15 protein-coding genes and 1 pseudogene are annotated in these 14,841 nt (G+C 54.6%); 10 read left to right on the top strand and 6 right to left on the bottom strand.

Annotated features, from left to right (window positions below; all coding sequences use genetic code 11):
* Window positions 1-200: 200 nt before the first annotated feature.
* The gene (locus RLO149_RS15775) at window positions 201-1,148 is read right to left on the bottom strand and encodes a DMT family transporter (protein ID WP_044025696.1); all 948 of its coding nucleotides are present in this window, start codon (window positions 1,146-1,148) and stop codon (window positions 201-203) included.
* A gap of 215 nt (window positions 1,149-1,363) precedes the next feature.
* Between RLO149_RS15775 and RLO149_RS15770 the strand changes: the two genes are divergently transcribed.
* The gene (locus RLO149_RS15770; protein ID WP_013960868.1) at window positions 1,364-2,809 is read left to right on the top strand and encodes an IS1182 family transposase; all 1,446 of its coding nucleotides are present in this window, start codon (window positions 1,364-1,366) and stop codon (window positions 2,807-2,809) included.
* 261 nt (window positions 2,810-3,070) lie between these two features.
* Here RLO149_RS15770 and RLO149_RS23595 read toward each other — a convergent pair whose 3' ends face one another.
* Window positions 3,071-3,304, bottom strand: a complete 234-nt coding sequence (locus RLO149_RS23595; protein WP_148264375.1) for a hypothetical protein — start codon at window positions 3,302-3,304, stop codon at window positions 3,071-3,073.
* Between the two features lie 419 nt (window positions 3,305-3,723).
* On the opposite strand from RLO149_RS23595, the pseudogene RLO149_RS23210 reads away from it, so the two are divergent.
* The 3 genes and pseudogenes from RLO149_RS23210 to RLO149_RS15750 all read left to right on the top strand — a co-directional run bounded on the left by RLO149_RS23210 (window position 3,724) and on the right by RLO149_RS15750 (window position 5,445).
* Window positions 3,724-4,251: pseudogene (locus RLO149_RS23210) on the top strand (tyrosine-type recombinase/integrase).
* A 144-nt stretch (window positions 4,252-4,395) separates the two neighbouring features.
* On the top strand, window positions 4,396-4,809 hold the full coding sequence (locus RLO149_RS15755; RefSeq protein WP_013963101.1) for a SpoIIAA family protein: 414 nt from the start codon (window positions 4,396-4,398) through the stop codon (window positions 4,807-4,809).
* Window positions 4,810-5,016: 207 nt separating this feature from the next.
* Complete coding sequence (locus tag RLO149_RS15750) at window positions 5,017-5,445, top strand: c-type cytochrome (protein WP_013963100.1); 429 nt, start codon at window positions 5,017-5,019, stop codon at window positions 5,443-5,445.
* A 288-nt stretch (window positions 5,446-5,733) separates the two neighbouring features.
* On the opposite strand, the gene pdxR is transcribed toward RLO149_RS15750, so the two are convergent.
* Window positions 5,734-7,197: a MocR-like pyridoxine biosynthesis transcription factor PdxR gene (gene pdxR, locus RLO149_RS15745; RefSeq protein WP_013963099.1), complete on the bottom strand. Its 1,464-nt coding sequence runs from the start codon at window positions 7,195-7,197 to the stop codon at window positions 5,734-5,736.
* A 60-nt stretch (window positions 7,198-7,257) separates the two neighbouring features.
* Here pdxR and RLO149_RS15740 point away from each other — a divergent pair, with 60 nt between their 5' ends.
* The 3 genes from RLO149_RS15740 to RLO149_RS15730 are packed head-to-tail and all read left to right on the top strand — an operon-like array spanning window position 7,258 to window position 9,159.
* Window positions 7,258-7,911, top strand: coding sequence for a pyridoxamine 5'-phosphate oxidase family protein (locus RLO149_RS15740; RefSeq protein WP_013963098.1), 654 nt, complete (start codon window positions 7,258-7,260; stop codon window positions 7,909-7,911).
* Window positions 7,912-7,915: 4 nt separating this feature from the next.
* Window positions 7,916-8,683 carry a pyridoxine 5'-phosphate synthase gene (locus RLO149_RS15735; protein ID WP_013963097.1) on the top strand — a complete coding sequence of 256 codons (768 nt, stop codon included), beginning with the start codon at window positions 7,916-7,918 and terminating at the stop codon, window positions 8,681-8,683.
* A complete protein-coding gene (locus tag RLO149_RS15730) occupies window positions 8,683-9,159 on the top strand; it encodes a GNAT family N-acetyltransferase (protein ID WP_013963096.1) in 477 nt (158 codons plus the stop codon). Before RLO149_RS15735 ends, RLO149_RS15730 begins: the two co-directional genes overlap by 1 nt.
* A 381-nt stretch (window positions 9,160-9,540) precedes the next feature.
* Here the strand turns inward: RLO149_RS15730 and RLO149_RS15725 are convergent, their stop codons facing one another.
* The 3 genes from RLO149_RS15725 to RLO149_RS15715 all read right to left on the bottom strand — a co-directional run bounded on the left by RLO149_RS15725 (window position 9,541) and on the right by RLO149_RS15715 (window position 12,389).
* A complete protein-coding gene (locus RLO149_RS15725) occupies window positions 9,541-10,710 on the bottom strand; it encodes an MFS transporter (RefSeq protein WP_013963095.1) in 1,170 nt (389 codons plus the stop codon).
* A gap of 43 nt (window positions 10,711-10,753) precedes the next feature.
* Window positions 10,754-11,314, bottom strand: a complete 561-nt coding sequence (locus RLO149_RS15720; protein WP_013963094.1) for a helix-turn-helix transcriptional regulator — start codon at window positions 11,312-11,314, stop codon at window positions 10,754-10,756.
* Between the two features lie 706 nt (window positions 11,315-12,020).
* Window positions 12,021-12,389, bottom strand: coding sequence for a VOC family protein (locus tag RLO149_RS15715; RefSeq protein ID WP_013963092.1), 369 nt, complete (start codon window positions 12,387-12,389; stop codon window positions 12,021-12,023).
* Window positions 12,390-12,509: 120 nt separating this feature from the next.
* Between RLO149_RS15715 and RLO149_RS15710 the strand changes: the two genes are divergently transcribed.
* The 3 genes from RLO149_RS15710 to RLO149_RS15700 are packed head-to-tail and all read left to right on the top strand — an operon-like array spanning window position 12,510 to window position 14,828.
* A complete protein-coding gene (locus RLO149_RS15710) occupies window positions 12,510-13,430 on the top strand; it encodes an SMP-30/gluconolactonase/LRE family protein (protein ID WP_013963091.1) in 921 nt (306 codons plus the stop codon).
* Between the two features lie 18 nt (window positions 13,431-13,448).
* Window positions 13,449-14,312, top strand: coding sequence for an FAD binding domain-containing protein (locus RLO149_RS15705; protein WP_013963090.1), 864 nt, complete (start codon window positions 13,449-13,451; stop codon window positions 14,310-14,312).
* A gap of 12 nt (window positions 14,313-14,324) precedes the next feature.
* Complete coding sequence (locus RLO149_RS15700; protein ID WP_044025695.1) at window positions 14,325-14,828, top strand: (2Fe-2S)-binding protein; 504 nt, start codon at window positions 14,325-14,327, stop codon at window positions 14,826-14,828.
* The last annotated feature ends 13 nt before the right edge of the window (window positions 14,829-14,841 follow it).

Raw genomic sequence — 14,841 nt, 5'->3', positions numbered from 1 at the left:
TCTTGGTGCACATCATCTCTGGTTTAGAATTTTTCCTGAAGCAGACCGTCGCGCAGTTGCCGCCGAAGGGTGCTTAGTCCCGCAGACCGCTGTTTGACCAACCCCTGATTTGGTGCATGCCGCGAATGTCTGGAACGCGGGCTGCGACTGCAGCAATTCCAAACAGTACTTAAGCTCGGCTATGGGCCGTGTATGTGATCTTAGACTAGTGTCGCTGCGCGTGCTGTGATCAACTGTCTGGCCGCGATCCTTTCACGATGGATCATGTACAGCCCTGCAGATATGATTATTCCGATGCCGAGCAGGCTCAGCATGTTTGGGAAATCGTTGAACACCAGATACCCAAATATAGTTGCCACCGGCAGTTCGAAGTACTGCAGAGGTGCAACTGTTGCAGATGGTGCAAACGACAGAGCATAGGTCATCATCATGTGGCTCACAGTTGCAAAAAATCCGGCTCCGAAGAGCCAAAGCCAGGCAATGTCTTCCGGCCAGACAGGGTCAAACAGCGCTGATCCGGAACCTCTTGCCAGCAGCAAGACCGGAAGACAAAACAGACTGGCGATCAGGCCTGTGTGAAATTGCAATGCTACGGGATGCATTCGTCGCGACAGGCTGCGCGTCACAAGTATGTAGGCGGCGAAGGCGACTGCGGTTCCAAGAGGAATTATAGCGATCGCACCAAAGGCTGCGAAACTGGGCTGGATGACGAACAGAACACCGACAAATCCCACAAGTGCCGCGCCGACCCGGCGTGGACCAACCTCTTCATCAAGGTAAAACTTGCCGACTAACAAAACAATGAATGGGGCTACGAATACGATTGCCAGGGCATCGGCAAGCGGCATTACGCGGATTGCGGCAATGAAGCAAAATGTGGCGAATAGCAAAAGCAAGGCTCGGGCGATGAGGGTCAAGATCTGTCCTTGCGGCACGCGCAAGGACACTCCCATCGCCCAGACAAAGGGAGCCATAAGAGCGCACTGTACAATGAATCGCGCCGCTGTAATCTGTCCGACTGGCACGCTCCCTGAAGCAAGCTTTGCTGCGACATCCAACAAAGGAGCGGTCAAACAGAACCCAAGCATAAGCGCCACACCGACGAGTATACGATCTGTAGATTGAGGAGTGGTAGCGACAGTGCTCATCCGCCCACTAACAGACATTGCTAACTGCTTGTCTACCCTCAAAACGATACTGCAGTCGATGCCTGCATTGCAGTATTTCGCCCCAACTGCGAAGAAATGCTGCGTGAGCAGTAGCTGCACCTGCACAAGTCCGCTGTGCGGAGAGGCTGTGTGAAAACTCCCCCATTTTGACCGGACTGATGGTATAATTTTCGTATTCGATACGGAGGTTGTTGATGACGCAATTTATCGAGGGTCTGGACCGGCAGCAGAGGATGTTGCTGCCCGAATGTCTGGACGATTATGTTGATGAGAACAGTCCTGTCCGCGCCATTGATGCCTTTATAGACCTGCTTGATCTTGCGGTGCTGGGCTTCAATGCGATGCCAGCGGCAACTGGACGGCCTGGCTATCATCCTGGCTTGTTGCTTCGGATTTATCTCTACGGGTATTTGAACCAGATCCAGTCATCGCGTCGCCTGGAGCGCGAGTGCGGTCGCAATCTGGAACTTGTCTGGCTGACGGGTCGGTTGAAGCCGGACTTCAAGACGATTGCAGACTTTCGGAAAGATAACGGCCCCGCGATCCGCAAGGTGTGCCAGCAGTTTGTCGCGCTCTGCCGCAACATGAACCTGCTCGATGGGGATGTGGTTGCCATTGACGGTAGTCGGTTCAAGGCGCTGAACTCCAAGGCCAAGAATTACACGCGCGGTAAGCTGCGCCAGAAGTTGGGTGAGATTGACAAGGCAATCGAGCGCTATTTGGGTGAGTTGGATCGCGCCGACGAAGTGTTTGAACAGACCGGCACGGTGCTGCCAGAGGCCCGCATGGAGCGCACTCTACGCAAGCTGGAGCATCTGCAAAAGGAGGCGGTGCGCTACAGATCAATCGAGCAGCGCATGGATGAGACCGGCGAAACCCGAGTCTCACTTAGTGATCCTGATGCCCGATCCATGGCAACAACGGCCCGGATGCCCCGCATTGTCGGTTACAATGTTCAAACGGTCGTCGAAGCCAATCACCACCTGATCGTTGCGCATCAAGTAACAATGCTTGGGTTCGACCGGGATGCCTTGTCGATGATGGCCGCGGCAGCAAACGATGTCATGACGACAGATCAGCTCACAGCAATCGCGGATAAAGGTTATTACAAGAGCGAGGAAATTGTTGCCAGCGAAGAGGCTGGTATCTCGGTTGTCGTTCCCAAACCAATGACATCGAACGCCGCTGCGCGCGGTCAGTTTGACAAGGCTGACTTCACATATGACAGCGACAAGGATGTCTATGTCTGCCCGGCAGGCAAGCAGCTGACCTACAGATTTACCGGCCAGCAAGACGGCAAAGCTATCAGATCATATTGGTCGGGAGCCTGCGCCGATTGCGTCATCAAGGACAAATGCACGGCCAGCAAGGAACGGCGCGTGCGTCGATGGGAGAAAGAGGATGTGCTTGAGCGGGTGCAAGAAAGGTTGGACGCAGACCCAGCCCAACTGGCCGTCCGCAGCATGACCGTCGAGCATCCTTACGGCACGATCAAATCTTGGATGGGGGCGACACACTTCAAGATGAGACGGTTGAAAAATGTCGCCACCGAGATGTCGCTGCATGTGCTCGCCTACAACATGACCCGCGTCATGAACTTGATGGGCATCCCGGCAATGATCGCGGCGATGAAGGCGTAAGGGGTATCGTTCGGCTTGAAATTAGCCTCGAGAACGCCGGGGTGAGCCGGAGATTGCCTCAGCCGCCTTCTCAACCCATCTAAGTAGTGGAAATGACGATGCCGAGCCAAAATGCCCAAAAAAACACCGAACGCTCACGCCGACACCACAATCAACAGAGTTTCCACACAGCCTCCGGACAAAGCGGACTTTCGCTGCTGCCGAACTAAACGCGTAGTGCTCTGGTGCGCCAGAACCGCCAACATTTGATGTGCTACACGTTTATTTTTTTCGTTCAATCAGTTTTTCTAAATATCTCACAGTTCCAACCACTGAAATGATCGCCCACGCTAACCAAACCCAACCGAAGGCATTTGCAATCGAAATCGCATGATTTGGGAAGGCTGACATGGACCAAACTCCGAGTAGTGCAAACAAAAAATGTGATCCCAGAACCATAATAGCCGTGGTTATTGGCCGTTTTTCATAAGCAAGGTCTAAATCCAGAAAATTCACGATTTGAGTTGGTCCTACTGTTTCATGACAAACTGACATCATTGCGCACCGACAATGCCTTCGCTCACCGCCACGCCACAAGACACATTCTGCAATTGCCGCCCAACAAAGCACCGGATGTATGCGCATTTTTAGGCTGCGGACTTAAATTTTGAGCGCAACCCGATTGTCCTGAGACAGTCATGGTAGCAGATTGACAGGGCGTTACTTTGGGCTCATTGCCGACTTCGAATACAGCGCAGCAAGGTTGTGATATGGTGCCTTGTCAACGTCGGGTTGTCATTGGGAGGGCATGGCGGATCGGAGGATCAGTTATGGAAACACCAAACCTGCCAGCCGTTTGCGCACTTCGCCCTGCATGGAACAAGTGTCGCATTGTCGGTTAGAAACGCCCGCTAAAGCCAAAGCATGTATGGGAAATCCGACTTCGACTTGAACTTGCCGAGAACCATCGCGACCTCGCGCTGTTCAACATGGCAATCGATAGCAAGCTGCGCGGATGTGATCTGGTCAAGATGAAAATCGTCGATGTCATGACGTCCCGGCCAGATCAAAGAGCCGGTATCGGTACTGCAGAGCAATACATAGAAACCTATGCGATTCGAGATTTCAGAAGGCACATGCGCTTCGGTCGAAAAGGGGATGGAAGACCATCTAATGGTTGGTTCTGAACACCTTTGGTCTGCCGTTTCCATGAGCACCTGCACATTTTGACCCGCCAATATGCGCGGATCGTCCGGGATTGGGTGACTTCGATCGGTTCCGAGGCAAGCGCGCATGGAACTCATTCAATGCGCAGAACCAAGGTTACTCAGATCTACAGGAAGACCGGCAACCTCAGAGCTGTTCTGCTCCTCCTTGGTCACGCCAAGACGGACAGCACAGTCCGATATCTTGGTGTGGAACTTGAGGATGCCTTGAGCATTGACGAAGCTATCGAAATCTAGCGCTGACGGGTCGCCGTCACGGGTGGCCCAGATGAGACATTCGCAGTGCCACTTTAAACATAGACGGAAGGTTATTGATGTGGGTCAACGACACGCAGGCCCAAAGCATATAGCTTTTGCTGACAGGAGAGGAGGCCTTTGAAAATGTTGAAAATCTCGAAATTATCGGCAGATCGTCTGGACTTAGAACTTTCAGGTGCTCTTGACAGGGAGGCCATGCAAGCGGGGCTCGACGACCTGATCGAGCAATCGAAGGATATCACCCATGGTAAGATGCTCTATAAGGTTCTGGATTTTGAGATGCCGACCATGGGTGCGCTCGCCGTTGAACTGCGGCAGATGCCAAAACTCTTCGGCTTGATCAACAAGTTTGACAAATGTGCGGTGCTTTCCGACGTCGCATGGATTCGAACGGTTGCGGAGATCGAAGGCGCGGTTATCCCCTCGTTTGAGATCAAAAGCTTTCCGCTCTCGGCCGCCGCCGCTGCAGAGCACTGGCTGGATGGTCAGATCAAAGAAGACGGCGGGGAGGAAGCAGATGAGAACTTCCCAGTCTAACATGGCGCAGGCGCGAAGATCATTCGTGCCGTTCGCCCAGCGAATGCGCAATTCGGAGTACCTGGCGTGGAAAGGCTTGCCCCCAACCCGGGACTTTATCTGATGTTTTCGAACCGCCCACCGCCCGTCTCCGTGAGTTTTACGAGAGGGTTGGTGGCGTTGGGGGTGTAAGCCAAAAGCATGCAGCAACAAAACGGAGCAGCGAATATGCGAAGAACAAATTTGGCCTTGCTTGTGCTCAGCAGCACCTTTTTGGTGCTGGCGTCATGTACGAGCCCGGACGGACAAAATGAAGCGATGCCCACCCGGGCTGACGGCGCGGCGTTCTTCGCTGCAAACTGCGTGTCTTGTCATGGCGCGGGTGGCCAAGGGGTGGGCACCACCGCAGACGGGCTTGCCGTCTTGCCCCCCAATCTGACGTTATTGAGCGCAGAAAACGATGACCGGTTTCCAGCGGCACGTGCACTGAGCTACATTTATGGCGACCCGCAAAACAGCCATCTTGCGCGCGTCATGCCGCAGTTTGGCGGAGAGATGGCTGAAGATCTTGTTCCGGTGGACATAGAAGGTGTGCTGACACCAACACCCAGAGAGCTTGCTGGCTTGTTGGTCTATTTGGAAAGCATCCAGCAGTAGAGCAACACGTACAGGTCAGAGGCAGGCCATTGAGAAAGATGCTTCAAGCGACAGCCGGCCATTCTGCCAACTCTGGATGCCGCGCCGATGTTCTGCGAGGCGATCAACCCTTTACGGCCATTGAGACACGGACGGACCAAAGCTGACATTTGCCGATTGTCTGGTATGCTGCGGCGGCACTCTTCATAGTCGCCTTTCGCTGCAGCTACTCGATTTGGGTGCTGCCGAAGGTATCAAGAGCGGGACAAAACGAGTTTTCGCTGGGACCGCGCCAATGTCTCCTTTTCACTATCCTCTAGCATTTGAACCGTTTGCTTTTGCAAGTTTGATTAGAAGTTGGTTCAGCTTACGAGCCGCCGTACTGATGATCTTCTCATCGAACGCCGCATAACCAAGGACAAGGCCTTGTGGAGGCTCGGGCAGGATGCAATGCGAAGACAAAGCCTTCACATGCAGACCCTTTCCCCGAGCAGTGTTTGAGATCAACTTGTCCGTTGCGTGATGTCGAAGACTTGGCAAAAGGGATGCGCAAATGTGCATACCCGAAGGATCTGGCGCAACATTGATCAGACTTGCGGACTCCTGCAACTCTGCAATCAGATGTGCTTGTCGCCTCGCATAGGTGCGTCGCATACGTCTCAGGTGAACGGCAAATTCTCCGCTTTCCATGAATGTGGCCAAAGCAGGTTGCGGTACAAGGGACGCGCGCGACCCAAACTGGGCCAGATAGTCCTGCGCGGACGATATCAGCGCATCTGGCAAAACCAAATAGCCAAGACGCAACGCAGGGCTCAGCAATTTCGAAAAACTGCCGAGATAAATTGATCGTTTCAAGCCATCCAGCCCAGCCAGCGACGGCAGGGGGTGGCCCTGATACCGAAACTCACTGTCATAATCATCCTCGATGATAAGCGCGTTTGCCCGCGCGGCCCAGGCGAGCAGCGCCGTTCGTCTCGGCATTGGCATGGAAATCCCTGTCGGATAATGTCGCGACGGCGTGACAATCGCCACTGAAGCTGCGCCTGTAATCTTGTCGGCATCAAATCCATGCTCATCAATGCGAATAGGGTGTACTTGCGCCCCAAGCGAGCCAAGAACGTGGCGCAATGTGTGCCAACCGGGGTCTTCGATGGCGGCATGTGCATCCGATCTGTGCACGCCGCGAAAGATGATCTCGAATGCCTCCGATGCGCCGGACGTCACTAAGACCTGCTCGGGCCGGCAGTCAAGCTCGCGCCAAGCAGACAGGTGATTGCTGATCGCTTGCCGCAAAGGATACCAGCCAAACGGATCGGGCTTGCCAAGCAAAGCGCTGTCAGGCTTCGCCCATGCCTTTTCGATATGCCGGGACCAAAGCCGGTGCGGAAACAGCGACTGATCGGGGATGCCTGATTGAAAGGGCACCCACGCTTGCAGCGGCTCCGGGCGGTCGTTCGAGGTACGCACCGGTGGCGCAAGGTGCGGTATTTGATCCGCCACATACGTGCCGCCGCCCATTTTCGTGTGCAGATAACCTTCACTGATCAACTGGTCATACGCCCCGACAACAGTTGTCCGGGACACCGATAATTCCAGTGACAGGACGCGGCTTGACGGAAGGCGTAGACCAGATGGGGCCTGCGTCTCGTTCAGCAAAGTTCGCAGAGCGCTGATGAGTTGTGCCTGAAGGCTCATGTGCGACGAACGCTCCAGATTGAGCCGAAATAGGGCAGCATCCAAATTGGACTGATTTTTATTTACGATATTGGACATTTCTAAGTATCCAATGAAGCGCTACCTGTCGTCAAGGAAATCAAACTAAAAGGCCCCGTTATGGATGACACCCTGAACGTCACAGAGAAGTCCCGCCTGCGCCGCATTCATCAGCGCGGGCACTTTGATCGCAAGACGATCAACGCCATTCTTGACGCCCAACCCATGTGCAGCGTCGGTTACATCATCGACGGACATCCGTATGTGACACCTACCTTTCAATGGCGTGAGGGAAACCGCATTTATTGGCACGGTTCCTCGGCCAGTCGTGCGTTGCGCCAGTCAAAAGACGCAGAGGTCTGTTTGACGGTGTCCATTCTTGATGGCTTTGTTCTGGCCCGCTCGGGCATGCATCATTCTGCAAACACGCGCTCAGTTATGTTGTTCGGCAAGGCGCAAAAAGTCGAGGATCCGGCGGCAAAGCTGGAACATCTTCGACGTTTTGTGAACGGCCTCTTCCCCGGCCGCTATGACACTCTGCGGCCCGATCACGCACAGGACCTGAAGGCGACGATGGTGTTGGGCATGGATATCACCGAAGGAAGTGCGAAAGTCAGAACAGGTCATCCGGGGGATGAAGAAGAAGATTACGCATTGCCCATCTGGGCGGGGGTTATTCCGGTGACGACCCAGATCGGAACACCGATCCCCGATCCGCGCAATCTGGCCAGCGTGAACCTGCCCGACCATGTGCGCAACTTCCGACTGGAATGAAGCGATGACGCACTTGTCTGTGAATGTGAATGTTGCCGCACTCCTGCGCAATCGCCGCGATCATGCGTGGCCGGATATCGTCGGGCTGGGTCGCACAGCGCTTCAAGCCGGAGCATTCGGCATCACGGTGCACCCGCGGCCCGATCAGCGCCACATCAGGCCGTCTGATGTCTGGGACCTTCGCACGATGTTGGATGCTGAATTTCCTGACCGGGAGCTCAACGTAGAAGGGTTTCCGACCTCCGATTTTCTCGCTTTGGCTCACGACGTCCGGGCGGATCAAATCACACTGGTCCCTGATGATCCGGCGCAAGCGACCAGCGACCATGGGTGGGATTTCACGGCCGAAAAGGCGTTTCTGATGCCCATCATTGCTGATCTGAAATTCAACCGGCACCGCGTCGCTCTATTCGCAGACCCGGATGCGACGCATATGAAAGCTGCAGCCGAAACAGGGGCAGATCGTGTTGAGCTCTACACCGGACCCTATGGAAGTGCTTATGACGATCCGGTCGCTCAAACCCGTGCGCTTGACCGTCTTGAGGATGCGGCGCGTGCTGCTGCAAATGAGGGGTTGGGCATCAATGCCGGCCATGACCTGACAGTTGAGGGAACAGCCCGATTGGTTGGAAGAGTGCCGTCGATTGATGAGGTGTCGATAGGGCATGCGCTCTTTTGCGACGCGCTTTCGCATGGGATGGCAGAAACAGTACGCCGGTATTTGGTGTCCTGTGATGGGCAAATGAACCCCTCGACGAGAGACTGCAGTTGATGACCGATGGTATCGTCATTCGGGATGCAGCCGAGCAGGACTTTGATCTCTGGTGCAACCTTTGGACCCAGTACAACGCATTCTATGGGAGGGAGGGCGCGACCGCCCTTTCGGAAGAAATCACCCTGACAACGTGGCAGAGGTTTCTCAGCCCACAGACGCCAGTGCATTGTCTCGTGGCGCAGCAAGACGGCAGACTGCGGGGGCTTGCCCATTATGTGTTTCATCTCAATACAATCATGATTGACGACACATGTTACCTTCAGGATCTGTTTACAGAACCATCTTCGCGAGGGGGCGGCCTTGGGCGTAATCTGATCACCGAGGTATTCGAACGCGCAAGGCAAGCCGAAATCCACAGTGTTTACTGGCATACGCATGCGTCAAACGAGACCGCGATGCGCCTCTATGACCAAGTTGCCATAGACACCAGTTTTACAGTCTATCGAAAATCGCTCGATACAAGCGCAGTTTGAGGTCATCCAGTCTGACACATCTGCTTGCTATGGAAAAAGAATACTATGCAGACTATCGCATTGGTGGATCCTGACGATCAAGCCTGCGCCACCTTTTCTGCCTACAACGCAGCGCGCTCCGCCTGGAATTGGAAAAGCTACCTTTGCGTTATTCATCAGCACGGGCAAATCGTGGCGGGCGAACGGGGCATCATCAACAAGGGTGCTCACTCAATGCACGGCGTCAGAGTTAAACCCAACAGCGCAGCAGGGACCTTGGAAATCATTCAATCAAGGTCCCAGATGCTGCGTTCGCGGCTCGCACAGCGGGGTTGTTCCGACCTTTGGCGCAGTGTTCCGAATGTCTGTTGCGCCGAGGATGGTCGTGGCCACCTCTCGAACTCAGCCTTGTCTCTCAACATCTTGAATGCGCGCTGCGACATACAATAGAGTGAAAAATCCTACGCCGTAGATCGCTGACGTTGTGAAAAGTAGCGTGCCATGACCGGATGTCTCCAGAACGGACAACAACAAGGGCGTTCCAATAAGATTTCCCAAGTTGCCTGTTTGAGCCATCACACCATAGCCAAGCGTCCGCGCATTGGTTGTATGATTGAGTTGAGCCACCGCTGCGAATGTTCCGCTTTGGATCAGACCTAAGATCGCGAAAAGCATTATTGCGTGCATCGTGGGATCAATCCATACGCCGATGGCTGCGGTTATGCCCGCCAATAGGAAACCCGCAAACACCAGTGTTGTGGCCTTGAAACGTATCAAGGCAATCGGCAGTATGATCAGACCTGCGGCAATTCCGACCAGGGACATCGCCGTCGTGAGTTGTGGCCGCAGTTCTTCGGACAGTTGGGATGGCAAGATGGTCAGCAAGGCCAGAAACGTCAGTGTATAGAAGAGCCATCCGACACCAGGCCAAATGACCCTCGCATCTTGAAAGGCCAAGAACGCAGACATGTGTTTCGGATGTGATCCGCTGCCCGAACTGTCAGATACGTTATGCGTTCTGAGCAGAAACCAAATGAGGGTCGCCACGACAAACAGGCTGACGCCGTGAAGTTGGAGCAGTCCGCTGATACCGAACTCATCTACAAAAGGGATGCCAAACCACCCAAATGCCGCAAAAGAAACGCCAAAAAAAGTGCCCCACAGCGCCATGCTGGTCCCGCGCCACCTTTCGGAGCTGATCTCGGCCATCAAAGCTGGCGCAGTCACGACTATGCCGAGATGTGTGATACCTTCGATCACCCGTGATGCAGCCATGAGCGCAAAACTGGGATAGGTGGATTGCCAGCAAGACAGGCCACCAGCCGCTATCAGTGATGCAATAAGAACGTGTCTTAGTCCAAATCGGTTCGCCAGACTGGCTGCTGCCCCTCCAAAAATGGCACCAACAACGCTTACGAGCGTCAGTAACCATGCGATTTGATCGGTCTGTTCAGGGTACAGCGATCGAAATTCGGGAAAAATGACTGATACTTTTGCAAACTGCCCGCCCGCCAGAATACCAGCGACCCACAGCGCGATGATCAGCGCAATCTTGTTAGAAACTCCAGCCATGTGCGCAAACTACAAGTGTTTGGGCCGCCGACCCACGCATAAATTATGCAGCGTGGCTCCGGCCACTGACGAGCCGTGCCGGAGTGCCGTCTGACAGGTAGACGCGTTCCCACAGGATCTGACCCGCACTGATGCTAATGTCGCGATAATTGGCTTGAGAGGTCTCAAACAATCTGGGTTCTGGCGATACCACTGACCACCAATCAGAGGCCCCTAATTCATGCTCCGCCTTCTGGATCTCCTCAGTGGCAAACTGCCAGAGCGAGATACCTAACATGTCCCTCTGTCCGACCTGCCAGTCGCGGGCGCGAACAGCAGAATAGGCGAGACAGACATGGGTTGCTTCATCGACCAGATGAACACACTCAGGAGACGTTTCGACCAAGCGGCGCAATGCTGCATCATCTGAACGATAAGGCAATAGTGTTTGGAAAACCTTGGCTTGCAAATCAGCCTCTGGCGTTTGGACGCCTCTTTCCCATCTGGACACGGTCGCCTGATCAACGCCAAGCAGCTCAGCCAACCCGTCCTGCTTCAGCCGCACGGCGGTGCGCACGCGTCTCAGCCGCGTGCCAAACACTGGGAGAGCCGCCGATCCCTTCATGCAAGCGTCGCTCCACTGTCAATCACGTTTCATTCCTCCGGTTCTCTTGCAAACATACAATTCAAAGAAACATTTCCCAGCGAAATCTCTGGATGCGGAAAATTGTGCAACGCGCAGCATCCGGAATAATGGGCTCACTACCGTCACCGGAGCAAGCGCAGCATTTAGGCGCTAGGCGTAATTCGCTCGGATGAGGGCGGCCCATTTCAGACCTTGGTCGTGGTCTTCAATTGCTGCGGTTGCACCGCGCTTAGCCGACATTCGTGGCGTGCGCGTATCTAAGTGAAAGGTGAACCAACAACGTGCGGGGCCAAGCAGCCTTATGCGGATGCGGATGCGGCTGTTGCTGTCGCAGAAAACACTCGCATTTGCAGCAACGCTCAATTGGCAGTGCGGCAGATTTCACCAGACCGGTCGTCTGGTCGTTTCTGTCCGATGATCCAGCTCTTGTTCCAAGGCTTTTTTTCGAGGTGGCTCTGAAATGTTGGAAACTTGGCATGGTTGCCCTCCAATTCCCTCCCCCATACATCAGCACTAAGCTGACACTAAGATTGCATCCGCCTGCAAATGACATCCCAGCATCAACTTCGATGGTACTGCTTGGTTGGTGGTTTCCAACACGTTTTGGACGGTAAGCGTTGTGCTACCTCTGGTGTTGGATGAAGCTACCGCACTAGTATGAAAAGGCTGAGTTTCTTAGCTGTTCTCACTCACCTTCTCGAAAATCGACATGCAGGTGATTGCCCATAGGGTCTGTCAGGTTGAACTGCACAATATTGGTGCCGGGGACATCTCGCCGATCAAATGGAACCTCCGATGAGATCAGCTTTTGTTCAAACGCAGCCATTCCCTGTGCCCGAAATGCGAAATGTTCCAGTGAGGACGGATCGCGCGACAAAGGTTGGGTGTCCACGACCAGGTGAATGACCGGCGTGTCATTCAAATACAGCCACACGCCGGGCACCGGAAAATCGGGACGATAGCCCTGTTTTAGACCCAGGACGCTTTCATACCAATCGATCATTTTCTCTGGATCAGGCGTGCAGAGGTTCACGTGGTCAAGCGCTGTCAGCATCAAAGCCTCCTGTTTATTGCGTTAAAAGTGACCGTTAATTTATTTATTGTACGTATGTATAAAAAATGCAAGTGTTTTAAAGAGAGCGAGTCGAAATCCAAATTGGGAGGCTTCGGATACATGTCACAAACATTTTCAATCGAATGCCTGATCCCTTGTGAAAACCATCTGGGAGAAGGTCCTTTATGGGACGGCGAGACGGGTGTGCTTTATTGGGTGGACAGCACGGGTCCGCGCGTTGGCAAGGACGCGATTTGGCGGTTCGATCCCAAATCCGGCGAGGTGACATCTTGGCCGCTGCCCAAAGATGTCGGTGCCATGGCATTGCGTGAAAACAATGGGGCGGTTCTGGCCTTGTCGGACGGGTTCTACGCTTTTGATTTTGTGACCGGAGCGATCGACCTGATCGCCAGTGTGGATGACGATCCAACACGCGCCCGTCTGAATGATGGAAAATGCGACCGGATGGGCCGTTTCCTGGCGGGTGGCATGGACGACAAGGAAGAACTGGGCATTTGCGGGCTGTGGCGTCTGGACCCGGACCTTAGCCTGCACAAAGTCGAAGACGGCATCATTTGCTCAAACGGCCCCTGCTGGAGTCCGGATGATACGACATTCTATTTCGCAGATACGTTCAAGAACGAAATCTGGGCCTATGACTACGATATAAAGACAGGAACCCCCAGCAACAAACGCATCTTTGCCTCAACTGATGACGACGCAGGTTTCGCAGATGGGTCCACCGTTGATGCCGAAGGCTACCTGTGGAATGCGCAAGTCATCTCGGGGGATCTGATCCGCTATGCGCCGGATGGCAGCGTGGATCGCAAAATTTCCATGCCGGTGCGCAACATTACCTCTGTGATGTTTGGCGGACCAGACCTGATGGATATTTACATCACATCGATGGCGCGGGTCAGCCACCCTGCGACGCACGATGGTTTTGCAAAACAAACCAAGCCGCAGTTTGGCGCAGGAAGCCTGTTCCGCATTCGCGGGCTCGGGATCAAGGGTGTGCCGGAGCCGCGATTTGCCGGTTAACCAAGAAGGGGAGAAAGAGTGAAACCATCCGCATTTGAATATGAGTGTCCCACCGATCTAAAGGCCGTTCTGGCGTTCCTGGGGGACGGAACGGATACACGCATTCTGGCAGGTGGGCAGAGTCTGGTTCCGATGATGAATTACAGACTGGCCACACCAGAGCGTCTGATTGATATCAATCGTTTGCCCGACCTCGACTATATCCGTGAGGAAGACGGCGAAGTCGTGATCGGCGCGCTGGCACGTCACGGGGATATCAAAGCGTCACGCCTGATACTCAAGCATCTGCCCATCATGACCGAAGCCTATGCGTGGATCGCACACGCGGCTGTTCGCAATCGTGGGACGCTTTGCGGTAACCTGTGTCATGCGGATCCGGCCTCGGAAATGCCCGCGCTGATGCAAGTGTTGGGGGCGACCATGGTTGTGTCCAAAGCTTCTGGCGCGCGGCACGTCAACGCGCGGGATTTCTTTCTGGGGACATATGAGACGGTGTTGGACGCGGATGAAATGCTGACAGAAATACGCATTCCCATACCCCAACCGGGCACTGGCTGGGGGTTTGAAGAGGTCGCTATGCGCAAGGGTGATTACGCTTGGGCCTCGGTTGCAGCAACGTTGCGGATTGTCGACGGGCGCATCACTGCGCCATGTATTGCCGTCGCCGGGTTGGGCGATCACGCCTACCGGCTTGAAGCGCAGGAAACCGCTTTGGAAGGTGAGATGCCCGACGCGAACGTCTTTGAGGCCGCCGCCAAAGCCGCCGCAGAGGCTGCCGATCCACCTGATGCAGAACATATCAGCGCCGAATACCGTCGTGATCTTCTGCGGGCCTTGCTGCCACGCGTTTTGAGCGCCGCAACACAGCGGGCAGGCCTATAGATGGAGGGGAAGATGACCAAAAAAACGATCAACCTCACAGTGAACGGACGCAAGCGCGCGGCTTTCGTCGCTCCGCGCATGCTGCTGTCTGATTTCATCCGCCATGAACTGGAACTGCCCGGCACGCATGTGGGCTGCGAACATGGTGTCTGCGGGTCGTGCAACGTCATCGTCGATGGCAAGGCCGTGCGTTCCTGCCTCATGTTTGCTGTGCAAGCCGATGGATCAGAGATTACCACCGTCGAGGGTTACAGCACTGAGGGCGGATTGCACCCCATTCAGCAGGCCTTTTGGGAAGAGCATGGGTTGCAATGTGGGTTCTGTACGCCGGGCATGCTGGCCGCGGCCAAGGAACTGTTGGAGGCCAATCCCGATCCAAGCGACGAAGATATTCGCGAGGCGATTTCGGGCAATCTGTGCCGCTGCACGGGCTATGAATTCATCATCAACGCCATCCGTTCTGCCGCCAAGGCGATGCGGGATGCAGATATCAAAAACACGCTTCAGCCCGTCTGAAGCACCCAACGGA

This window comes from Roseobacter litoralis Och 149, assembly GCF_000154785.2.
Taxonomy (GTDB): Bacteria; Pseudomonadota; Alphaproteobacteria; order Rhodobacterales; family Rhodobacteraceae; genus Roseobacter; species Roseobacter litoralis.
The sequence above is the reverse complement of the archived record's forward strand: the minus strand, read 5'-3'. Positions and strand labels throughout refer to the sequence as shown.